General features: G+C 47.2%; 20 protein-coding genes. 10 read left to right on the top strand and 10 right to left on the bottom strand.

Annotation, left to right across the window (positions count from 1 at the left end):
* Positions 1-56: 56 nt before the first annotated feature.
* The 6 genes from BBG47_RS21615 to BBG47_RS21590 form a co-directional block, all read right to left on the bottom strand.
* Positions 57-938 (bottom strand): carbohydrate ABC transporter permease, encoded by an 882-nt coding sequence (locus BBG47_RS21615; protein ID WP_021253710.1) that lies wholly within the window; start codon positions 936-938, stop codon positions 57-59.
* Positions 939-1,021: 83 nt separating this feature from the next.
* Complete coding sequence (locus tag BBG47_RS21610; RefSeq protein WP_065293443.1) at positions 1,022-2,365, bottom strand: extracellular solute-binding protein; 1,344 nt, start codon at positions 2,363-2,365, stop codon at positions 1,022-1,024.
* A gap of 193 nt (positions 2,366-2,558) precedes the next feature.
* Entirely contained in the window at positions 2,559-4,076 is a 1,518-nt protein-coding gene (locus tag BBG47_RS21605; RefSeq protein WP_065293442.1) for a response regulator transcription factor, read from the bottom strand.
* On the bottom strand, positions 4,073-5,848 hold the full coding sequence (locus BBG47_RS21600; RefSeq protein ID WP_065293441.1) for a cache domain-containing sensor histidine kinase: 1,776 nt from the start codon (positions 5,846-5,848) through the stop codon (positions 4,073-4,075). Before BBG47_RS21600 ends, BBG47_RS21605 begins: the two co-directional genes overlap by 4 nt.
* A gap of 286 nt (positions 5,849-6,134) precedes the next feature.
* Positions 6,135-9,824, bottom strand: a complete 3,690-nt coding sequence (locus BBG47_RS21595; protein WP_254659886.1) for a DUF5704 domain-containing protein — start codon at positions 9,822-9,824, stop codon at positions 6,135-6,137.
* A gap of 12 nt (positions 9,825-9,836) precedes the next feature.
* Positions 9,837-11,060: an S-layer homology domain-containing protein gene (locus tag BBG47_RS21590; protein ID WP_065293440.1), complete on the bottom strand. Its 1,224-nt coding sequence runs from the start codon at positions 11,058-11,060 to the stop codon at positions 9,837-9,839.
* A gap of 471 nt (positions 11,061-11,531) precedes the next feature.
* On the opposite strand from BBG47_RS21590, the gene BBG47_RS21585 reads away from it, so the two are divergent.
* Complete coding sequence (locus BBG47_RS21585) at positions 11,532-12,083, top strand: GNAT family N-acetyltransferase (protein WP_065293439.1); 552 nt, start codon at positions 11,532-11,534, stop codon at positions 12,081-12,083.
* A gap of 151 nt (positions 12,084-12,234) precedes the next feature.
* Here BBG47_RS21585 and BBG47_RS21580 read toward each other — a convergent pair whose 3' ends face one another.
* The 3 genes from BBG47_RS21580 to BBG47_RS21570 form a co-directional block, all read right to left on the bottom strand.
* Positions 12,235-12,558: an antibiotic biosynthesis monooxygenase family protein gene (locus tag BBG47_RS21580; RefSeq protein ID WP_021262225.1), complete on the bottom strand. Its 324-nt coding sequence runs from the start codon at positions 12,556-12,558 to the stop codon at positions 12,235-12,237.
* A 153-nt stretch (positions 12,559-12,711) separates the two neighbouring features.
* Complete coding sequence (locus BBG47_RS21575; RefSeq protein ID WP_065293438.1) at positions 12,712-13,365, bottom strand: NUDIX hydrolase; 654 nt, start codon at positions 13,363-13,365, stop codon at positions 12,712-12,714.
* A gap of 15 nt (positions 13,366-13,380) precedes the next feature.
* Entirely contained in the window at positions 13,381-13,950 is a 570-nt protein-coding gene (locus BBG47_RS21570) for an AAA family ATPase (RefSeq protein WP_065293437.1), read from the bottom strand.
* A 283-nt stretch (positions 13,951-14,233) separates the two neighbouring features.
* Here BBG47_RS21570 and BBG47_RS21565 point away from each other — a divergent pair, with 283 nt between their 5' ends.
* From BBG47_RS21565 to BBG47_RS21550, 4 genes are read left to right on the top strand one after another with little or no spacing between them, the layout of a single operon-like run.
* Positions 14,234-15,328 carry a FecCD family ABC transporter permease gene (locus BBG47_RS21565; protein WP_083189515.1) on the top strand — a complete coding sequence of 365 codons (1,095 nt, stop codon included), beginning with the start codon at positions 14,234-14,236 and terminating at the stop codon, positions 15,326-15,328.
* Positions 15,325-16,197 carry a heme ABC transporter ATP-binding protein gene (locus tag BBG47_RS21560; RefSeq protein WP_065293436.1) on the top strand — a complete coding sequence of 291 codons (873 nt, stop codon included), beginning with the start codon at positions 15,325-15,327 and terminating at the stop codon, positions 16,195-16,197. Before BBG47_RS21565 ends, BBG47_RS21560 begins: the two co-directional genes overlap by 4 nt.
* On the top strand, positions 16,194-17,219 hold the full coding sequence (locus BBG47_RS21555; RefSeq protein ID WP_065293435.1) for an ABC transporter substrate-binding protein: 1,026 nt from the start codon (positions 16,194-16,196) through the stop codon (positions 17,217-17,219). The genes BBG47_RS21560 and BBG47_RS21555 overlap by 4 nt, the downstream gene beginning before the upstream one ends.
* Positions 17,219-18,205 carry a ferrochelatase gene (locus tag BBG47_RS21550; protein WP_065293434.1) on the top strand — a complete coding sequence of 329 codons (987 nt, stop codon included), beginning with the start codon at positions 17,219-17,221 and terminating at the stop codon, positions 18,203-18,205. Before BBG47_RS21555 ends, BBG47_RS21550 begins: the two co-directional genes overlap by 1 nt.
* Positions 18,206-18,505: 300 nt before the next feature.
* On the opposite strand, the gene BBG47_RS21545 is transcribed toward BBG47_RS21550, so the two are convergent.
* Entirely contained in the window at positions 18,506-18,913 is a 408-nt protein-coding gene (locus BBG47_RS21545) for an NUDIX hydrolase (RefSeq protein ID WP_065293433.1), read from the bottom strand.
* 337 nt (positions 18,914-19,250) lie between these two features.
* Here BBG47_RS21545 and BBG47_RS21540 point away from each other — a divergent pair, with 337 nt between their 5' ends.
* The 5 genes from BBG47_RS21540 (at position 19,251) to BBG47_RS21520 (ending at position 23,493) form a co-directional block, all read left to right on the top strand.
* The gene (locus BBG47_RS21540; RefSeq protein ID WP_036621354.1) at positions 19,251-19,832 is read left to right on the top strand and encodes a TetR/AcrR family transcriptional regulator; all 582 of its coding nucleotides are present in this window, start codon (positions 19,251-19,253) and stop codon (positions 19,830-19,832) included.
* Positions 19,833-19,939: 107 nt separating this feature from the next.
* Positions 19,940-20,764, top strand: coding sequence for a transporter substrate-binding domain-containing protein (locus BBG47_RS21535; protein ID WP_021253726.1), 825 nt, complete (start codon positions 19,940-19,942; stop codon positions 20,762-20,764).
* 23 nt (positions 20,765-20,787) lie between these two features.
* A complete protein-coding gene (locus BBG47_RS21530; protein ID WP_021262238.1) occupies positions 20,788-21,432 on the top strand; it encodes an amino acid ABC transporter permease in 645 nt (214 codons plus the stop codon).
* A gap of 15 nt (positions 21,433-21,447) precedes the next feature.
* A complete protein-coding gene (locus tag BBG47_RS21525; RefSeq protein ID WP_065293432.1) occupies positions 21,448-22,209 on the top strand; it encodes an amino acid ABC transporter ATP-binding protein in 762 nt (253 codons plus the stop codon).
* A gap of 69 nt (positions 22,210-22,278) precedes the next feature.
* Entirely contained in the window at positions 22,279-23,493 is a 1,215-nt protein-coding gene (locus tag BBG47_RS21520; RefSeq protein WP_065293431.1) for a M24 family metallopeptidase, read from the top strand.
* Positions 23,494-23,538: the final 45 nt, after the last annotated feature.

The raw sequence follows: 23,538 nt of genomic DNA, 5'->3' as shown, positions 1-23,538 counted from the left end.
ATGTCTGATCGAAATCCGCTCCTATGTTACTCATCATGTTCGAGTCCTTCCTCTACTTAGAGCGCGTCCTTCTTCCGATTCATCAGCAATTGACTAACTACAATAAGGATTAAGCTTAGAATGACAATAGATGTCGATACGGCACTCCCATACCCATATCGGAAAATATTGAACGTGTTATTGTACATATACGTGGCCAGAAGCTCGGTTGAATGTGCCGGACCGCCGTGTGTCATGATAAAGATGAGATCGAATGCCTTCAAACTTCCCGAGATGCATAGAATAACAGCCACCTTAATCATGCCCCAAATCATCGGCAGTGTAATGAGGGATAGCTTCTTCCACCCTTCAGCACCATCCAGCTTGGCCGCATCATTCACTTCGCTTGGAATATTTTGCAATGCTGCGATAAATAAGATTAGATACGGCCCGATATTGCTCCATATGATCGGCGGTCCAATCGACAGCATTGCCACCTTCGGATCGGATAGCCAGCCGAGCTTCCAAGAAGACAGTCCGAGCGAATCCAGAAGGTAGTTCAATATCCCGATCTGAGGATGATAGATATATCCCCATACTAAGCCGATCACGACCGATGACAGCACCATCGGCATGAATACTGAAGCGCGAATGAACTTCTCGAACCAGCGATTGCGCACGAGCAGCAGCGCCAGCAGCAAGGCAATTGGAACTTGACCGAGTACAGAATAAGCCACGATATACAGATTGTTGCGGAATGAGCCCCAGAAGATTGGATCGCTTAGAACCTCTATATAATTCTTCAATCCAATGAACTTCATATCGCCCATGCCTTTCCAGCTAAACAGGCCATAATACGATGACCAGATCACCGGAATGACGACGAACACCAAATAAATAAGAAGCGCGGGCAGCAAGCCAAGCATGATAAACATCCGCGCTCGCGATGCAGCGGTCATAGTCATCTATCCTTTTCTTTTGTTAGGCTGCATGATCCCAATACGTAAGTAGGGTCAATAATAGCCTTACATCCAAACACAAACTACTCCTTCAACCCTTGCTCCTGCGCATCCTGAATCTTCCTCGCGATATCTTCCGCTTTCCCGCCGAGAAGCAGCTCCTGCAAGCCGTTATTAACGACCTCTGTAGCTCCAGATGTTAATTTTGCATCATAGACAGGTGTACGCTTCACTTGATTCACGAGCTCATACAGCTTGGCGAACAACGAGTTCACTTTGCTCTTATCTAGATCTACCTTGAAGCTGACGAGTTGGTTCGCCTCTAATGTTGTCTTCTGAGCTTCCGGACCAGCAAGCGCCAGAATGAGCTCTTCTGCTACCTTCTTCTTATCTCCTTCTACCTTGCTGCTCAGCGCAGGTCCAACCCCGATCGCGCCGGACACCGAGTTCGGATCTCCCTTACCTCCCGGAATAGATGGCAGCACAGCAACGCCTGTGGCGTCTAGTACCTCTTGAGGCGCCGTTGCGACTAGATTCGTTACCGCCCATCCGCCTTCGATGATCATCGCGGCTTTGCCCTGCGAATACAATTGTTCCATTTGTGTCCCGTCGATCGCGTTGAAGCCTTCCTGGAACGCTCCAACCGTAGCAAGCTCCTGCAAATGCTCAAGCGCCTTCACGAATTCAGGATCTGTGAACTTCGCTCCGTCTTGTGCAACCGCCTTGTTGAACCATTCTGTCCCCGTCACGCGATCTGCCAGCGAGCTGAGAATACTGGATTGTGCAAGCCATGGAGCTTTATTGCCAAGCGCGATTGGAATGATATTTTTGGATTTAAGCGTTTTAACTGCGTTCAACAGTTCATCCCAAGTCTTCGGTACAGTTAGGCCATTATCCGCTAGTATTTTCTCGTTGTAATACAAAATAGACGTTGGAGACAGTCCCATTGGCGCACTGTAAATTTTCCCGTCAAACGTGAAGTCATCGAAGGAGTTCGGCATGTAGCCGTCTTTCCAATCCTTATGCGCATCAAGCAATCCATCAAGCGGCTGAATCAAGCCTGCAGCTGAGAACTCCTTGGCAATCGTACCCGGATGCATAATGAATACGTCCGGCATCTCATTTGCAGCCGCAACCGCTTTCAATCGTTGGCGATACGCATCCGGTGGAATTGCTTGAATCTGCAAGTCTACATTCGTGTTATCCTTCTTGAACTGTTCAATGATCCCCCGCATCGCCTTGGCGCGCAAATCTTCCCCAGTGAAGTTATGCCACAGGGTAAGCTGAATCTTACTCTTCGGATCCACTTTCGCCCCTGAGCTCGAATCTGATGGGGATGTCGATCCACCTCCGCAGCCTGCCAGCACCAATGTCAGCATCATCACAAGCATTACCATTTGGCTCCAACGCATTTTGTTTTTCAACATGTGCAGCCCTCCTCATGACTTCAGTTCATTTTTTCACAAAAGTGATTGCCCAACAGTACCATCGTCCCTCTATCCACGCTGTACACTACTGTTGAAGTGTCGCACTTTTATGAACGATATCTCTTAGGTACCACTATAAAAGAAAGACATTGGTAAAGCAGGTGATATTCTTCGGTGAATGGGGTGACTTTTTTCAGTTGTGCTGACGATATTGAGAGGGGGACAATCCGATATGCTTTTTGAACAGCTTGCAAAAATATTTCACATCCTCGTAGCCGCAATCGCTTGCTACCTGACTTACTTTCCGCTCCGATCCCGTTAGCAGTTCCTTCGCAAGCCCCATTCGCTCCAATGTTACGAAGTCAATATAATTCATGCCCGCTTCCCGCTTGAACACCTCACTGAAATGATTTGGATTCACATGTACATATGCAGCCACCTGTTGTAATGAGAGACTCTCATGCAAATGTTCTCGAATATAGAACATCGCACGCTGAATATAGGAATTCGCTCGATTCCGATCATCGTATTGCTGATAGCGTTCCATGATGGCGCAGCAGGCGCGATACAATCCCGCTTCTACTTCATGATTCGGCAGAAGTCGATGGCGAAATTCACTGAGCGTACGTTCTTCGGGCACCATTCGCTCCAGCCAGCGGCAGGCTGACACCAATATAGACTGCAAATAGGCCAGCAGCGATTCAGGTGTTGTCTGTTCATCTATGACTTGCGCCTTCACAATCTCCTGAATCCATTGTGCCAGCGTCGCCCGATTGCCTTGTGTTAATATCGTGGCGAGTTCATTCTCTTCCTCCCGAGTACATACCGTTCTACCGCCTGTTCGATGCTGAATGTCTTTATACTGGATGACCCTTCTATCGCTAACGATATGCGCATAGGCCAATGCCCGCTCAGCTTCCACGTAGGATTGCCGTATCTTCTCATAGTGGGGAACAATAGATCCGAATGCCGCGAAGATCGAGCATTTCAGAAGATTCTCACAATTGGCAAACGTCGAAGACAGCATTCTCGTCTGCTCATACTCCGTCTTCTGCTTCCATAATAGAACCATGTGATTGGGACGAAGCGAGATATCACACTGCAATGCTTCGCCTATAATATTCGAAGCTGCAAACAGCAGCAGTTGTTCATCCTTCCAACCCGATACAGTGAGGAAAATAACCTGATATGCTCTGCTCTCCGCCTTAAGCTCCAGCAGCTCCAATACTTGTCCGCGCGCAAGTTGTTCTTCCGGCATTCCTTCCGTCAACAGCTGTTCCAGCAGCTGCTTCTTGAGCAGATGGACATTCAAATGTCCGATCCGATCGTGCTGCTGTCTTGCTTCCCATCTCTGCTTCGCCTTCAAGACCGCCTCCATGATCTCCTCTGGACGGCTCGTCTTCAAGATGTAATCCTGCGCGCCTACGCGCATCGCTTGCTGTGCATAGGCAAAGTCATCATACCCAGACAGCATGATTACCTCTGTTGCTGGATATTGATTTCTCACTAAGGACGCCAGCTCCAACCCACTCATTGCTCCCATTCGAATGTCCGTCATCACGATATGGGGCTGTTCATTATGAATCTGCTGCCATGCCTCTTCTCCCGATGCAGCAGGCTGCAAAGCCGTGATCCCGATCGCAGACCAATCAATGACTTGATGAATGCCTGTACGAATAATAACCTCATCATCCACGATTAGCAGCTTCATTGTCTCTCAACCTCCTTTTCGATAAAAGGAATCATAAAGGATACGGTCGTCCCCCCACCTTCTACGCTATGGATCTGCAACACAGATGCCTCCCCATAATGCAGCTTGAGCCTCTGGTTCACATTGCGCAGCCCATAGCTGTGCTCTGGCTTTCGTGTCTGGTCTAGTGGAAGTTCGATCTGCTGAAGGAGTGCGTCCAACTGTTCCTGCAACATCCCTTGGCCGGAATCTTCAATGGTGAAGTGTATATGTTCATCTGCAGTATGTTGTGCAATTACCGTAATTCGGCCTTTCGATCGCTTGCCAAGTATTCCATGAATGATTGCATTCTCGATCAGCGGCTGAAGAAGAAGCTTCAGCATCCACTGTGATTCAAGCTCAGGACTGATATGGAACGTGATGTCGAATTGATCCGGATACCGAATCTGCTGAATCGATGCGTAGTGCTGCACATGAAGCACCTCCTGCGTGACCTGACAATACTCGCTCCCCTTATTCAAGCTGAAGCGCAAGAAATCGCTTAATGCCCCGACCATCTGCGCAATCGTGGCATCCTTGTTCATGAGCGCCATCCAGTGGATGGATGCCAGCGTGTTGTATAGAAAATGAGGGTTGATCTGCGCCTGCAGCGCCTGCATATCGGCTTCTTTCTTCATGGATTCATGCCGCTTCACCTCTTCCATCAGCACATGGACACGTTCTCCAAGCTTGTTATAGCTATGCACGAGCATGCCAATTTCATCGGATGAGGTAATCGGGAGCGCAATGATATCCCCCTCGGGACGAAACCCCTTCAAGGAGACTGCCACCGGCTGCAGCGGCCTAGTTACCCGCATGATTAAGAAAAGCACGATACCCGCAATGATAACCATCGCTAGTCCAATCGTCATGGCCGTTATCGTTACGACATATTGATTCTGCGCCTGATACTGCTCATAAGGAATCACTGCCAGCAGACGCCAGTCTACATGCGGAACTGTCGTATACACGATTGTTTTCTTGTCTTTCCCTTCCCCATAGGTGACAAAGCCCTGTCTCTCTTGCATCCCTGGTGCATCCCAGTTCGGAAGCAGTTCCGTCACGGACTTCGACAGACCATCCCGGATCGTACCCGAGAGAATTCGATTGTCCCGATCTACAAGCAGCAAGCTCTCTCCACTGCCCAGAGCCGGCTTCATCATAAAATCAGCAATCGCTGCTTCACTTATGCTAATGGAAAGCATCCCCTTAGGCTGATAAGTCGTAGTGCTCCCTATCGGTCGTACGAAGGAAATAACCTTCTCTGCTCCGTTTGTTGTCACGTTCGTGTAGAGAGAGCTCCACCATTTATCCTTTACCTGTTGGATATTCGTGTTCATGTTGTCTTTGAAGAGTCCGTTGTTGAAAATCGTCGTGTTGGATAGCGTATGATTTCCGTTTTTTGGATAGATGGAGATGTTGGAGATATATGATTTGGAAAAAGCAAAGTTCGATAGGAATCCCATCAGTTTAATTTGCAGTCCGCTACCTTGATTCGTGGACGCGAGATAGCGCTGGATGTCCTCCTGTGCAATCAGGAAAATGGACATATTCTCAACGTCCTGCACAATGAACTCCAGATTTGTCTTGATCTGATTCAGCAGCCCCAGACTGGACAGCTTCGTTCGTTCTTCGGCCTCCATCGCTGCAATGCTATACAATACAAATCCCAGTGACAACAATGGCACAAGGATGGCACCTAGCAGCATAATCGATAACTTGCGCTTCAATGACTTGCCTAACCAACGCTGCATAATGAAGCATTCCTCCTAATATCGACATTTCAGTTAGGTAAAATTATACAAGGTATGGGCAAACTAAAATATACCACAGCCGTTCTACTATACAATCTATCAATTTCCTGCAGATTAAATAGCCGAGAAGACAATCATCGGGCCCCGAAAAGAAAAGAACCCGCAAGAGGAGCTCTCTATTTTGCAGAGCGTCCGTCTTACGGGTCTTTGTCTTTCAACTATTTGTCGTTAACTATGATTAGCGATTCTGTTGCCTCTCGTCATGCGCCCAAGATACATCGCCGAATTAATGCGTTCCTGTTACTCCAAAATCATCAACCGATGATTGATCCGCTCGGTAGAACATGACATCCCCATCCTTTAGTTGGAACGTAACGCCATACGGATCTGTGAATTGCGGGTGGGCCCCCTCCCGCTTCCATTGATTTGTGAGCGGTGCTTTTATGTATTGCAAATGCGGCTTGCCCTTCTGCCCATCCCGCACCGTCTCTATATCAACGTTCACGATGAGGAACCCGTCGCGCAGGAAGAATGGCGCCTTGTCGTTAAAGCTGAACTGTTTCGATAAATCAAAGCCCTTCGGCACGATATACAGCTTCGCGGGCAGATTGTATTCTCCATACCACTGTTGAATCGACGAAAATGCACGTATTTCCGAGACACCAGTTGGCACACTTGTCGGCCCCATAAATGTCCGGACATGGTACGGCAGGAAGAGATCACTGTAGCTGCCAATTGTCGTCGGCTTCTTCGCTGCCCTTGCCCATTCCTCGATGTAAGCTTGACGGCTTGTCGATATGCTGCTGGCGAACAGCTCATAGAAGGCGCCCGCTGCATCTAAGATGCGCTGCTCCGGCACATTGCGAAGTCGCGCATTAAGCTCCATACTCCGCCTTACCTTGTCCTCTGCTGAGCCAATCCGAATAAATTTTCGTTCATCAGTATGGTAATAGACGTCTACCTCCTGACGCTTTTGCCCCTTGCTGTCCGTGAAGTAGAAGGCAGGCTTAAGATGGATGCCATCTCCTGAACCGAACATATTCCCCTTCGTCTTCAGGTCGAACTTGAACGCATACCCTGTCTTCACAGCTACATTTTTAAACGAGGAATCTGGGTGGCTTCCTTTGCGGACAGGAAGCTCATAAGGAAAGGCATTGCCGCGCGCTTCTCCGTCAATCCCTTTGCGCCCCACCCAATAGGAGTTTCCAGTAGGTTCACTGCTTCCCTTCTGCTTGCGAAATACCGTCTCCCAATTGAAGTCCATAATGTCCGTCACATGGAAATCGTACACCCTGCCAATGACCTCGACCGCGATTTCATGGGTCGCCACATGGTTCTCCCAATTCGTATTGGCTGTTGGCTGATGCGTGAAGGAATCCGGCGCATTTTCCGCAATCGTGCGGTATAAGACCGAATAGTCCCCTTCATCGACCCAGACAGGCAGGAGGAACGTCGTGTCTAATTGGTTTACCGGTATGTCTGTCCACGTGCGCTTCGGGATGAATCTGCTGCGATCTGCGCTATAGACATCGAATGGGAACCATACCTGCTTCATTCGGAAATATTTCGCATAATCACGGTCGCCGTATCCTGGATAATTCACATGCTGCCCGTTCGTAGGCATTCGGACTGTAAATGGCCGATCCAGTATCAAGGCGGCACGATTGTAGTTGGGTGTTGTCTTTTGGTTATGTTCACGATCATCCGTAATTGAGGAGTAATTCACAACAGGTGTATGTACGGTAACGGTGTTGATACCGTTGATTGAGAATTGCTTGTCACTGCCGCCATTTATGTTGCCGGGAACAAGATTGTAGTAGATCGTACCTGTGCTTGGGGTGTTGGCCGCATTGACGAGCTTGCTGCTAATAAGCATACCGCTCCGATAGAGAACATTTTGACCAATGATCGTAGGTGAAGGGATACTTCCAGGTGTCGTTCCATGTTTCGTCGTCCAGCTATTGCTCATAATCATTGTGCCGTTGAAGGTCACAAGATCATTTCGTACTTCTGGCTCTCCCGTTTGTGATTCAGCCCTGCTTTTGAGTTGTGATTCATCATTTGGCACGCTCGGCCTTGTATACATTCCTGGTACTGTTGCTGGTGTAAATGAAATTGTACCACTATCCTTCGGCTTGACGTGAGCCGATGCATCCGAATTGTGATCCGTTGATAGAGAAGGGACTGAGTACCCTGATGGCTGCAGCGTTACTGTTCCATTAGGCAGTGCGTAGTTGTTCATACTTGCTCGTTGAATTCCGTACACTTCGATGTTGTTGATCTGCCAATACGAATAGTCACGTTGGAAGGAAAAGCTGTAGGTCTTGGATTCTGTATCTCTCATCGTCAAATCCGGTTGTGGCGTGCACACACGCTGCCCTTGTTTATTCGTCGTGCACACATCTGGTTGCTTCTGCTTCCACTCCAGAGCATAGGTAACCTCTACCTGGCACTGATAGTTTACTTTGCCTGACATTTTAGCAAACGTATGTTGGAATAGATACTGATTCGCAAACACATTAGCATACAAATTCTCGGAGGTTGGAATCCCTCTGACTACATCGAATTTCTCATTGCCACGGTTGTCGGCTTTGATCATTCCTGTTACATCTGGATTCATCTTATTTCCGGTTACTGTGCTTCCCGATGAAGGAGCCGCAATCGTGTACTTACACTGGCCCGTCCCTCCACCAGGGTTCCCTCCGTTGTTATCGTCGGTACAGGAGTTACCCGTTCCCACGGTTATAGAGAAGTCTGCCTTTTCATCCAACGCCTGAGTGGAGTCAGCAAAATGAGCAGTAATGGTTGACGTTCCGGTAGATGCCACAGCTGTAACCAGACCTGAATTGTTGATGGTCATCACACTAGCATTTGAGCTTGTCCACGTTAGTTTAGCATGGTTTTTCAGCTCCCACGTGGTGCCATCAACTTTCGTTAATTTGGCAACCAATTGTGTAGTCCCACCAGGTGCAACACATTTGTTCCCCGTAATCTCTAGTCCCGATGTTCCATCGGCATATGTAGCGATAAGTAATTTGTCTTTGTATCGGTATGTAACTGAGTTGAAGTCAACAAAGAATTTAGAGAAATACCAGACCTGCTTGGCCCCTGGATTTGCCCAGTATTTATTGTAGGTATCGTTATTGAAGGTTTGTTTAAAGTAGATTGTGATAGAATCAAGATCTGTTAATCTCGCCACTTCTCCACCCACTGTACTAGGATCAGATGTTCCCCCTATCCCATGTACATCCATTATTGATGTACTATCATCCACAACAACATTTGAAGCCGTAACATCTCTCAATTCTTTGGATACCGCACCTGTTTTTATCCAAGTTTGGTTCAGTGGATCAGTAGGGACATTGATCATGAACGGCTTGGATCGTGGAATATCTGCTTCTAAATATGGATCCGTACATCCAGGGTATCTCGGTAAAAGATGACCTTGTATATTTTCTTTAGGAACACTAGCATCGCATCCTCTACTGTCTGATACACTTACTCGTCCAGCACCCGCTCTCCAATGCTTTCCGTCCCAGTTTGCAGGATCATATATAGACCATCGATCCCAATAATAGACTCCTCCGAAGTTAGAGTTTTCGTTTGAGGTTACTTTTAACTTTGTTCCTTGTAGTGAGTCTTTTAATCCGTCTATCCCCTCATACTTCATTCTTCCTGAAATAAAACCATTTACTGACCTTATAACTCGTTTTGATTCTTTGTCTACCCATTCGAGCTTTTTGATAATTTTCCCCGGTTTAGATGGAACTATGATTGGCGTTGTTTCAAGTGATGATTTAGCAGAATATAAATAACCGCTCACTTCATAGTCTTCAACGCCACTATTAAAACTATAATCGATCTCTTCTGCCACCTCTCCTGCTGCAGCAATAGCAATCGAATCGATAATAAATGCAAAATTAATTTCCAGAAGAACTGAAATCAGTATAGCAGTTATTATTTTTTTTAGTTTCAAAGTAACACTCCTCTATTTAGTGAGAACTGATGTAGAAAGAGTATTGCTGTATAAAGGAGCGTTGAGTGGCATTGTTTCAACCAATATACTTATTTTACCTTTTGTATGAAAGTTCTCTTTTGGAATTACAAGTCCATATATCACTTTTTTTGAATCAAGTGACTTGATAGCTGTTGCTCTATTTATTCCATTTCGTGATCCGGTAAAACCTTGAATCGCAAGAGACAATCGATTAACTGGATATGATTTTGGTTTCTCATTTACAATCAGTTTTGAATCTAAAAGTACAACGTATACTTTCATATCATCTGAAAAAAGAGTTTGTTTTCCTCCAACTTCCCATACTAACTTATCCTTACTCGGAAGCAATTTTCGATTAGGATCCTTGGGATCGTTCCAGTCAATAGCCGTTAAACTATTTACTTGTCCCACAACAGACTTATTAGGTGCAGAGACAGTTAATTTATCAACACTCCAAGAATTAATTCCTAGTTTCGCGTACTTATACTTATCATTCTCCGGAGAATTAAAAATCTCTTCAGCGACCGTGATAATATTCGTTTTGTGCCAGTACATCTCGGCTACAGCGACAGCATATTTATCGACGGCTAATTTGTCGCCTTTCTTTGCGGACAGCAATCGTTCAATAACTGTAATCGCTTGTGCTCGCGTTGTGCTCCCCTTAGGTGTTAATTCTCCCGGCGCCGTACCGGACATAATGCCATTTTTCGTTGCGAGGTACATCCACTGCTTATCCTCTACTTGTCCTATGCCCAATGCTCTCACTGCCATCTTCGACATTTCTTCACGCGTCAACGTTTGGGTCCAATTCGTATCTTCCAAGTCACCAGCCTTATATATCCCAGCTGCTTCAGCTGCATGTACATAGGACTCATACCATTTCCCATTCGATTCCTGTACTTCAATTCCCAGAGCAGAAATGGTCATCTTTACGAATTCCGCGCGAGATACAATCTTATTAGGAAGAAAATTGCCATCAGGATAACCTTCCACATACCCCTTATTGATCGCTTGAATAATACTGTGTTCTGCCCAGTGTCCGGAAATGTCCAAAACCTTCGGCGTTGTTGCACGATTTGAACTATTATCATTACCGCTTGAGGTGATAGTGGGTTTGTCTACTTGTGGAAATGCATTCACTGTGATGGGATGTATGGAAGCTTGCGCGGATATAAGCAATAGGGCTGCCGTTCCTATTAACAATGACTTTTTCATGTTATCCTCCTAATCCATAATTTCAAATTCCATTTCTTGTGTTCCTCATGTAAATACTCGTATCTCTTTTATGCAGCCTCCTTCACTCCGATAATAGTGATACGGTTCGCACCGAATAGGATCATCACCCTAATATTTGATATCGGACACAAGTCCTGAATTTATAGGGTAATTATACCAAATTATCTTGATTTTCGGAACATTCCGACAAGGGTTAGAGGAAATATTTTACTCCATTACGTATAAGAGTGGATAGACAAAGGAAATCAAAATAAAAAAACCGTGAAATTTGTTGCTTGGTTAAGAAGCCCTTACGAAAGTACAAAAGTTACTTTTCTTAAACTTAGGACAATTATCCTTTCGATTGCTGAAATCATGGAATTTTGAAATAATTGTTATTAAGTGAAAGGGTGCCGTTTTATAAAAAGAGTATGTAAAATAATCTAATCTTAATAGAGAGTAGGAAAATGAATGAAACAAGAATTTCCGATAATTGAAACGGAAAGGTTAATGTTAAGAGAAGTATCAACAGAGGATGCTAATGATATGTTTACCTATTTATCTGATAAAGATGTTGTGAAACATATAGGGTTAGCACCTTTCCAAACCATTACAGATGTTTGTGATGAAATTAATTGGTATAACTCTATTATCGAAGAAGGCACTGGCATTAGATGGGGAATTACATTAAAAGATTTTGGAAAAATTATAGGAAGTTGTGGCTTTCTTAATCGGGTTACCAAACATCATCGAGCTGAAGTTGGATTTGAGTTAAGCAAAGATTACTGGGGGAAAGGAATAGCTAGTGAAGCATTAGAAGCAGTTATTAAATTTGGGTACCATCACTATCAGTTGGAAAGAATTGAGGCTTTAATAGAACCAGCAAATCTCCCGTCGCAAAAATTGGTAGAGAAGCAAGGGTTTATAAGAGAGGGGTTGCTAAGACATTATGAATATACTTGTGGTAAATTTGATGATTTATATATGTACTCAATCTTAAAAAGAGACCTTAACCTTTTGTAAGGAATGTATTCAACAAATACCTGCTAATATGAGTTAAATGAATTCTAGAAAATGGTGCTTTGCTGGTATAAAAAGGAGAAAACATATTATATACGTCTAATATGTTTTCTCCTTTAATTTTTATGGATAACTATTAGGCTGCCCTCAGAATCTATGCTTCTACAAAAGTCTTGATGCCCTTAACTTCGTACACAGCGTGTTGCGATCCCAGAATATGCTCTGGCTTCGGCTTGCCGCGGCTCTGTCTGTGGCCTTCAATATGTGCCTCGCTTGTCTCCCATTTCTTCCACGCTTCTTCAGATTCCCAGCGAATGAGAATGACGACCTCTTCATCTCCTCTGCTTACCTTCTTGACGCAAATGCTCAAGTCAATAAAGCCCTCGGATTTCTCAATGGCTCCCTCTCCGCTGAACCTGTCGACCACGAGCTGTGAAGTCCCTTCCTTCACTTGGATGGTTTTCGTCTCGATAAACATATCTCTATCTCCCTTCATGCATGATGCATTCCGTAGTTTGATCTTCGTTCCTACCCTTGAAAAAGTTCCCATTCTCCCTATATTACAAAAAGAGTGCACATGAAATCCATGGAATATTTCCTGATGAAAAATGGAGATTCGGGCTATCTTCGTCTAATCCTGCTGATTAACTTCTTGATTGGCTAGGCTTGCAATTTGTTCGAGCACATACTCATAATAGTTTGCTCTGGAAGGGACAAAGTCCTGTATCGTTAATTCTACCTTGATCCCGCTCTCTCCGCTCGACGGCACGAATTCCTCGCCAGTAATTTGCTGTGCCTCACCTGCAATCAGCTTGCGGAAATGTTCTGCTTCCAGCATGACTATGGATACCACTTCATCTTCCTGCAATCGAAAATCGGTAATGTCTCCTGTATATTCATGAAGGAACACATGACAAAATTCATTATCTATTATATGTTCCTGTTCAATACTGCTTGGTATAACACCACTGTATGTAAGCTGAGCGAACTCAATCTCGAGTCCTAGCTCCTCTCTTAACTCCCGAATGCCATCCATTGGCGATTCCCCTGCTTCTAGATGACCAGCAGACGTAATGTCCAGCAGACCCGCATAATCTTTCTTCTGAGGATGCCGGCGTTGGAACAGCAAGATTAGCTTTCCGTTCTCGACCCTCCATAACCAGCAATGAAACGTTTGATGCCACAATCCCTTGGCATGCACTTCATCCCGTGACTTGATACCGGTGTACTCCATTTCGCTTGTAAAGGTATCGAGATATTCTTTTGCAACTTTGTGGGCAACCATTCGTGGATCCTCCAGTTATCTATAGTCTGTATCGATTTTCGCTTCTGTCCACGCTCTGCGCATGATTTCATCGACGGTTTCTTCCGGTGTCATGTCTGAGCTGTCCAGCCACATGCCAATTCGGGGCGTGCCTTGACGAAGACCATCGTCTAGATCCTGAACAGTCCAAAGCCCATATCCTTTCTTGCCTCGTGACGCTTCACGTTCCGCCACAATATCAGGCCGTGGGCAGAGTACAACGAGGTAGAGAGGACGAGTCTGAAAATTCTGAATGAACGTCTGCAGGACATCACCGATGACGACATCTTGGATCACTGTCGTAAATCCGGCTTCCACATATGCATCCGCAGTTCCTGCAGCTAGGCGATAGCGAAGGTTCAACTGCTTCATCGCTTCCTCTGGAGCAGCGGGTGACATTTCCTCGCGACCATTGACGATCATGCGACGAAATACGTCACCACGCACATGAACACCTTTCGCAAAGCGTTCCGCCAACAATTGCGCGATGGTGGACTTGCCAGACGCCATAATGCCCGTAATTACGAATAGGCTCGGTGTATGGGGTTCACAGATCTCAACGTTCATCTTTCATCCTCCTGACTATATTGCTTGATGTTGCATCTTCCTACATTCATTCAATGTACCATATCCAACCATGAAAAGCAGGCATTCTAAAACAGAGAACCGCAAGTCCTCCATTGATGATAGACCTGAGGAACAATTTTTTGATGTAACGCTCTCATTCGATAAATAGACCTGCATTCCGGATTGACGACGATCACAGTCTACGCTATATTAATAAAAGTTTACTTAATGCAACTTATTTATATTTAGCTAACATTTTTGCAACAAGGAAAGGAGGTCATCCATGAACACCACGAATAAACTGAACTACAAAGGGCGAGATTCCCGATTTCGTCCCCGGCAGGCCTCCCAACTTCTCCGGATTTCAGTTCTAGCAGCCACAGGCTTGGCAGTTCTGCTGTTATCCATACTCATCGGCAGTGCGGTCGGACCTGTGTCTATACCGTTGAAAGAGACGTTTGCAGCCATGCTTCATGCAACAGGCTGGCTGGAGCACATTCAGATTGCAGAGCGGAATCTTACCATCATTCTGGATATCCGTCTGCCTCGTGTCATCGTAGGTGCATTAGTCGGAGCCGGCTTGTCCATCGCGGGCGCAGCGATGCAGGGAGTGTTCCGCAATCCGCTCGTCGAGCCCGGGTATTTGGGAGTGTCGTCAGGCGCAGCCGCCGGAGCTGTCTTGTGCATCGCATTAGGGCTTGTTCGTCATTCAGCATTCGCCCTTCCCTTGTCTGCCTTCGCAGGTGCACTTGTATCCGTTGTACTCATTCTGGCCATATGGCGGGCTAGTGGGAAACCGAATGTAACCACTCTACTGCTGCTCGGAATTGGCATGAACGCGCTTCTGTCGGCGGTCATTAATGTGATCATCGCCAGCGCGCCGCATGAACAGCAGCTGCGCAGTATCGTGTTCTGGCTGCAGGGTGGACTCGAGGCGCGAACATGGGAGCATGTACATATTATCGCTCTGCCAATTCTTATCGGAGGCGTTCTGTTGGCGCTATTTAGCCGTTCATTGAATTTACTGCTGCTCGGTGACGAGCACGCACAGGCATCCGGAGTCCCTGTGCAATTCACCCGCTATACGATTTTACTGCTCGCTTCGTTCTTGACCGGAACAGCCGTCTCGGTAAGCGGGATCATCGGTTTTGTCGGATTGGTTATTCCGCATCTCGTTCGCCTAATTGTCGGCTCGGACCATCGCCTGCTGCTGCCGTTCAGCGCACTATTCGGGGCATCGTTCCTCGTTCTGGCCGATTTAGCCTCGCGCATGGTGCTGCAGCCGATCACATTGCAGGTCGGCGTCGTCTGCGCTTGCATCGGAGCTCCACTGTTCATGATGATGCTGCTGCGCAAGCGAAAGGAGGGTTCGACATGAAGACAAGGCGGAAGACATCTTTGGGCATTCCTGGACTGCTTGAAGCCAAGCAATTGACCTATTCAATTGATGGGCGAACAATCATCGACAATCTGTCCATGAAGCTGCAGCCAGGCTCCTTCCTTGGCATTATTGGACCGAACGGCAGCGGAAAATCTACATTGCTTCGCATGCTTTGTGGACTACTGAAGCCCGTTCAAGGCTCGCTGACACTTGAAGGAAAGCCCTTGAAGGCATACTCCACGAAGGAACGAGCGCAAATGATCGGCTATGTACCGCAGGATTGCTCGCTAGATGCAGACTTCACGATTGAGCAAATCGTCGCGATGGGACGCCACCCTTATAGCCGCTTGTTCGGCGGATTAACAGTTTCAGATGCACAGCAGGTCGAACGGGCGATGGAGCAATGCGGCGTCGATCACCTGCGCGAGCGCTACATTCATGCCTGTTCAGGCGGACAACGCCAGCTTGCCTTCATCGCCAAGGCGCTTGCACAGGAGCCGCAAATTCTCCTGCTGGATGAGCCTATCTCCGCACTCGACATTCGTCACCAGCTTCGCACGCTTGCGCTCCTTCGCCAGCTCGCTGACGAAGGATATGCTGTGGTCGCTTCACTGCATGACCTGTCGCTAGCTTCTCGTTACTGCGATCGTCTTCTGCTTCTGCATGACGGGCGCATCGAAGCATTCGGCGAACCGGAAGAGGTGCTCTCAGCAGATGCACTTTATGATGTGTATGGCGTTCATGCCGTCATTCGCCAAGAACCAGGAACGGAAGGCCTGTCAGTCATTGCATTTGAACATGAAGCAGAAGAGCAGAAATGGTATACCCATTACGAAAAAGAACATCTTGGAGGAATGACACAATGAGAAACGTACAAACTCGACGAAAAACCACTTTTCGCATGCTCTGTATGAGCCTGATCGCGCTTGTTGCCGCTGTCGGGTTGACAGCCTGCACCAGCAATTCACAATCCGATAGCGAGAAGTCGTCCAGCGCCACTTCAACCACTACCAGTTCTAAGGCCGCTGCATCCTCTGACAATGGGAAGATAGAGGCTGCACCGAAGGTTGCTGCGGTATCTCTCGACACTGCAGATGCCGTACTTGAAATCGTTCCTCCGGAGCAAGTCGTTGCCGTACCGAAGAGCATTGCAAATCCTTATTTGGCTGTCAACGAGGAGAAGGGCAAGCAGGTGTCCGGTCAAGTCGGCGGTGCGACTGGATTGGATCCCGAAGGAATTTTGGCATTTCATCCAGACGTTGTCCTCATTACGAAAATCCATAATAGCGAAAACGATGCCGAGCAATTGCTCAGCCAAGCAGGCGTTAAGGTTGTCACGTTCGAGCAATGGGGAACATTCGAGCAATTGATTGCGAACTTCCGCACAATTGGCGAAGCTGTTGGAGCTGTCGATAAGGCAGAGGAAGTTGCCAAGGAAATTCAGGGCAAGCTGGACGATGCCGCAAAGCGAACTGCATCACTTGCAAGCAAGCCGTCCGTTCTCGTACTGTCGCCTGTCGGCCCGAATACTGGCCCTTACATCATGGGACCAGGGAACATTTCTTACGATATGATCCGTCTCGCTGGAGCTAAGCCCGCTGCCGAAGCACTCGGGATTAAGAAATCGACAAAAGCCTCAATTGAGGATGTCATTAACATGAATCCGGACTATATCGTGCTTGGAGATTGGGATGGTTCGGGAGATGAATGGCTGAAGGATTTGAAATCTCAAGCGGCGTGGAACACACTGGACGCGGTCAGAAATAACCGCATTACGACAATGAAGGCGAAGGAACTGCTTGCGCCGAACCGTTTTACGGTAGATGGATTACTAGAAATGTCGGCATGGCTTCACCCGGATTTATGGAAAGGAGACGCAGCGAATTAATGAGCGAATTCCTAGCAAACGGGCATACACAGCCCACACGGCTTCCGGACACGCCGCACCGAGCCATCCTTCTTGCTTCCTATAGCGCTTGTGCCAGTATTGATGATGTGCCAGCCATGTACCATCATATTTTGCGCGGACACGGTTCTCCTTCGGAAGCCATCGTGCAAGGCGTTATTCGGTACAGCGATACGGGTACATGTGATCCACTGTATACGGTAACGAAGCGTCAATCCGAGGCAATTACACAGCTAGTAGAGGCCAAGTTCGGTGAAGTGATTCCTGTCTACATCGGCTGCAAGCATTCGCATCCGTTTGTAGCCGATACCATTCAGCAAGCGATCAGAGACGGCATCACAGAGCTTGCCGTGCTGCATGCTACGCCCTTCTTCACAGCCTCAGGTACAGGAGGCTATGTTCAAGATGCCAAGAAGGCGATCGCTGCAGCCAATAGTGATATGAAATTGACGGTCATTTCTGAGTGGCAAGCGCACCCTGACTTCATTCGGCTAATGGCGCGCAGATTGCGAGATGCTTACGTCTGGATGCCTTCCTCGATGCTGCCGAAGACACGGGTCATCTTTACGGTGCACAGCAAGCCTGGTCTTCCCTCCGCGCATGAGGACTTTATTGCGTCCTACAAGCATGTTGCCGGATTGATCGCGGAGCAGGCCAATATCGGGAAATGGGATATTTCTTATCGCAGCGGCATGCCTGCACCACAGCGCTGGCTTGGGCCTGATATTAATGAGGTTATTCTAGGCGCAGCTTCCGATAAGGAAGAAGCTGTCGTCATTTGCGAGCTGACCTCGCTTACCGAAAATGTCGAGGTCTATTACGACATTGGCCAGGAAGCCAAGCAAACGGCAGAGCAGTGCGGGATGCAGTTCGTTTGCACTGAATATCCGAATGATGCCTATGATTTTATGGACTTTTTATCCAACATCGCAGCTGCTCATTTTGAGCTGAAGGCCGCACATTCCTGAAGCACGAAGCATGTTCTTAGTGGGTTTGCCTCCTCCACCTCTCATTGAGTCACTATCCCTTTCAGTCAGGAGAACATGCATGTAGTACTGTGGAGCCAACAAATATACGGTGAGGTTGCATTCGCGGAAATGCAGCTCGCTGCGTACGATCATCAATAGTACCAATCGATTAAGGCCGAGCACCTACATGCTCGGCCTCTTTTTTTACTGCATGCTTTATATGAGGCATACCTGTTACGATTCAATAACCATGATTTTCGTTAGCCGATATGCCAACACATCCTCGATTTATTTACAGAATTAAAACTCCACATAAAAAGGCTGCTGGGATGCATCCAAGCATTTTTCAATCCGCTCGCGGAAGTTTTTCCACGTAACCATATTCAATGCTTCCTGAACTTGAAAATACCCCACCTCCAGCGCTTCCTCTGTCGTCGTTAGTTCACCGCCTACCTGCTTGGCAAGAAATAACGTATTGCATATTCCGTCGGGTACATTTTGATAAATTCCGCAGAAGCGAACAATTTCAATATCGACTCCCGCTTCTTCCTTCGTCTCGCGAATTGCCGCTTGTGCAAGTGATTCCCCTTCTTCTACTTGACCACCCGGCATTTCCCACCCTCTTCGAGGGCCTCTAATTAACAAAATCTCATTATTTTCATTCACAATAATTGCTGCTGCGGATACGATATGCTTCGGTGGATTCATTTCATTCGCTTCCTTTCCATGTTCAGCTGCGATCCTATATATCTGGGATTTCAGGTCATAACTGCCTACATCTCAAGTTATGATTACTCTACTTTTCCTATTATCCTGCTTGGAAAATAATAAAGTCAATTCCTGCGATAATCTCTTTCTCACCGGGATTTTTTCATTTTCCGACTATTCCAATTTGATTTAACCCTTGACACCAAGCCCATTCAAAAGTATAGTAATCGCATCGGAATTAAACTTGACTGACGAATCAGTTAAGAAGAGAGGGAGATGCAAACTGCCTAAGCTGCCTGCCGTACCAAATCAAGAACAAGATAGACGTCAGCAGCTCATGAACGCCGCACTCTATCTCTTCGCAAGCAAAGGATACCACTGTACGAAGATTTCGGATGTGGTAAAGTCCGCTGGCGTGTCACAAGGAACGTTCTATTGGTATTTTCATAGCAAGGAACAGATCATCCTAGAGTTAATTCACGATGGTATGGAGAAACTAACCAACGTCATCGCTCAAGGCTATCGCAAGCATGGCGGTACAGTAGAAGATATGGTGAGCTCATCCGCACGACTGCTGACCGAACTATTCACGTTCGCTGATCAGAACCGGAACTTGATGGCACTGCTTCTCATGAAGGGGCAAGGCGCTGATCCTGCAGTACGAGAGGCGGTCTCACAGACTTGGATCACTTTCGAAGAAGCATTCAAGCACAATATACAACGGGCAACCGAGCTCGGCATGCTGCCGAACACGAATGATTTGTCGCTGCGGGCCAATATTCTCGTCTCTTTGATAACTGGAGTATTGTCCAAATGGCTCTTCGGGCCAATGCATGAGGTCGATTATCAATCCAGCTACTCACCAGCAGAAATCGCTGAAGCCACGGCCAAATTTGAATTTCGAGGGCTGCTCGGATAGCTTCGCTCTTCGCCATTTTCATAGACGTGTTCAATACAAAATAAAGAACTTACTTATAGCACTTTGTTCGTGCAAGGGAAATCCCTACATTTAAGGAGGCAACAACGATGTCAGTCCAATTGAAAAAATTTCTAAAAGCCACAACTCTGCTAACCGTTCTTGCAGTCGCACTTGTCGGATGCGGAAGCAAGTCATCATCCAATGCAGGTTCCACTAACGCGCTGGAGCACATCAAGCAATCTGGCAAAATTAGAGTTGGGCTTATGGGCACCTATGCCCCATATAACTTCATCAATGATAAGCGCGAGGTCGATGGCTTCGATGCCGATATCGCCAAGGCAGTCGCTAAACATATTGGTGTGGAAGTTGAGTTCATTACTGGTGAATTCTCGGGCTTGATCGAAGGATTGCAAAAAGATAAATACGATGCACTGGTCAGCCAAGTAACCATTACCGATGATCGCAAGCAGAAGATGGACTTCTCCACTCCGTATGTGAAAAATGCGGTAAATGTCATCGTCAAGAGTGACAATACGTCCATTCAGAAACTCGAAGACTTCAAAGACAAGAAGATTGGTGTCGGACTTGGAACCAATGACGAGAAGTATTTGCGTGATGTAGCTATGCCTAAGGTTGGAAACTTTGAAATTGCCACATACAACGATGTCATTACATCCTTGCAGGATTTGAATGTTGGCCGTATTGATGCGACGATTAACAATGTATTTGCACTCAAGCCGTTGATTGACAAAAACCATTTCGACGTGAAGGCAGTTGGAGAGCCAATTAAAGAGGATGTAGCAGGTATCGCGATTCGTAAAGATAACCCAGAGCTGTTAGCTGCCATTAATAAAGCACTAGAAGAAATGAAAGCAGACGGTACATTCAAAGAAATCTTCAAAAAATGGTTTGATGTAGAACCTAACATTTAAGCCAGTCCGGGAAGGTGCAAGAGATGGAACTCGTTATTCAAAACCTAGATTTTCTATTAAAAGGCGCTTATTACACACTGCTGATTACGATCGTATCCATGTTCTTTGGACTCCTCATCGGATTGGTTGTCGCCGTAGCTCGCTTAAAGGGAAATAAGTTCGTCCGCAATGTCGCAAGAATATATGTGTCCATCATTCGCGGAACGCCTGTATTGGTGCAAATCTTCATTATCTACTATGGACTACCCGACTTCGGGATCACACTCGGGCCGCTCAACGCGGCCTTTATTTCACTTAGTATCAACATCAGCGCTTACTTGTCCGAGACGTTCCGCGGTGCAATTCTTGCTGTATCCAGCGGGCAGACAGAGGCTGCTCAATCCCTTGGGTTGACGCCGTGGCAGACGATGTGGCGGGTTGTGCTGCCGCAGGCTGCACGTGTAGCGATTCCCCCAATGGGCAATACGTTCATCGGCATGCTGAAGGAGACCTCGCTCGTATCGATCGTTACGGTAACCGAGCTGCTGCGCACCGCGCAATTGTTGATTGCGCAGTATTACGTGGCGATGCCATTTTTCATCGCGATTGCCATTATGTATTGGGTAATGAGCCTGAGCTTCTCCGCGATTCTGAACCGAATCGAAGCTCGCTTGTCTAAAGCCTACTAAGGACGTGAGATCATCATGATTGACGTAAAGAAACTAGGAAAAAGCTTCGGCGAACTGGTCGTATTCCAAGATATTGATCTGCAAGTCGATTCCGGTGAAATCGTCGTACTCGTCGGGCCCAGCGGATCTGGCAAGAGCACGCTGCTGCGCTGCTTGAATGGCTTAGAGACTCCTGATTCCGGATCCATTCAGATCGGTGATGCGGTATGGAATGCTGCGCTGGACGCCTCTTCCAAGAAGAAGGCCGTACAGCGCATTCGTACATTAACAGGAATGGTATTTCAGTCGTTCAACCTATTCCCTCATATGACCGTGTTGGAAAACGTCACCATGGCTCCGACCATTGTGAAGAAGATGAGCAAGGCTGATGCCGCAAAAATTGGAGAGACACTTCTTGAAAAAGTAGGCCTCCTCCACAAAAAGGACGAGTATCCGTCCCGTCTGTCTGGGGGGCAGCAGCAGCGTGTCGCCATTGCTCGCGCACTCGCGATGCAGCCGCAAATTATGCTCTTCGATGAACCGACTTCTGCACTAGATCCCGAACTGACAGGTGAAGTGCTGGCGGTGATGAAGAAGCTGGCATCAGAAGGCATGACCATGATCATCGTGACACATGAGATGAAATTCGCCAGAGAAGTTGCGAATCGCGTCATCTTCATGAGCGACGGTGTTATTCAGGAGGAAGGAACTCCTGACAAATTTTTCGATCAGCCTAAGACGGAGCGTGCCCGCAAGTTCTTGCGTCAGCTCGCCAGTGAAGCAGACACGATCTCATAAGACGAACAGAAGCTCGGAATGATCTGGTCGTTACGATAAGATAAGAATTCTGCAAAGGGAGTGTACAGCATGAAATTCGACAAAGCAGCGCATCTGGCCAGTGTCGCGGAACGGGCTCGTTCCATTATGGAAAAAGAGAACATAGAAGCGATTGTGGCAAGCGGCTGCGAAAATTTCTATTACTTGTCGGGCCACCCCAGCACATTTATGTATACGCTGCGCATGAGCGAAGTCGCATTGGCCGTTATGTTCCGCGATCCATCGCGCCAGACGGTCATTATTATGAATGAGTTCGAGGCGGCTGGCGTTCCGAATGACCTTCCTCAATGCGAGCTGCGAACGTACCCGACCTGGGTCGATGTCGATGATCCACTTGGCTTGCGGGGTGATAAGTATGAAGGGAGACGCCCCGTCAATCATCAAGTTCAAGAGATGTTCGGCTTGCTCCAACACGTGCTCGCTGATTACGGAGTAAGTACAGGCAAGATTGCAGTTGAACTAGGCTCCATGAAATACGCAGCTGCACAAGCACTGCAAGGAGCTCTGCCGAATGTCGAACTGACGGAAGCCAGCGCAATCTTCACTGAACTGCGTATGCTCAAGACTCCATGGGAGGTTGAACAGCTCCGTCAGAGCTGCGCATATGCCGAGATTGGCATCACTGAAGCGATCAAGGGCATTCACATTGGCAGTTCAGCAGCTGAGATCGCGGATGCGTTCCGGCTAGCGCTGCTGACTCATGCGAACGGCTCCCCTTCCCGCTTCCATATGATATCTGTGGGCGATCATTTCGCGCCTGCACATATTTTTGATACAAGACCCGGCCAAGCTGGCGACGTTATTAAGTTCGATGTTGGTGTAGATGTTGCCGGCTACGGTTCGGACATCGCCCGTACCTTTGTGCTCGGCGAACCATCCGATCCGGTAAAGCGCATTTACAACGCGCTGCGAACTGGACATGATCATCTATTGAAGATTATCGAACCCGGTATGCCGATGAAGCATGCATTCAATGATGCCATGTCTATTATCCGTCAATCAGGTCTGCCTGCCTACAATCGAGGTCATTTAGGACACAGTGCAGGTCTTAGCTTGGCAGCTGAAGAAGCACCATTTCTAAGTCCGTCTGAAAACACGATATTCCAGCCAGGCATGGTGATTTGCTTGGAAACCCCTTACTACGGCTACGGTATCGGCTCAATCATGATCGAGGATATGGTGCTCATTACAGACAGCGGAATCGAACGGTTGAATACGTTGTCCCGGGATCTGATAGCTCTGTAATTCTCAAGCCCAGCGTCTGATACCAGCTCTGATACCAGCTCTGAT

It is taken from the genome of Paenibacillus sp. KS1 (genome assembly GCF_001680695.1).
GTDB classification, from domain to species: domain Bacteria; phylum Bacillota; class Bacilli; order Paenibacillales; family Paenibacillaceae; genus Paenibacillus_B; species Paenibacillus_B suaedae.
Note: the sequence above shows the minus strand (reverse complement) of the source record. Positions and strands in the feature narration are given on the sequence as shown.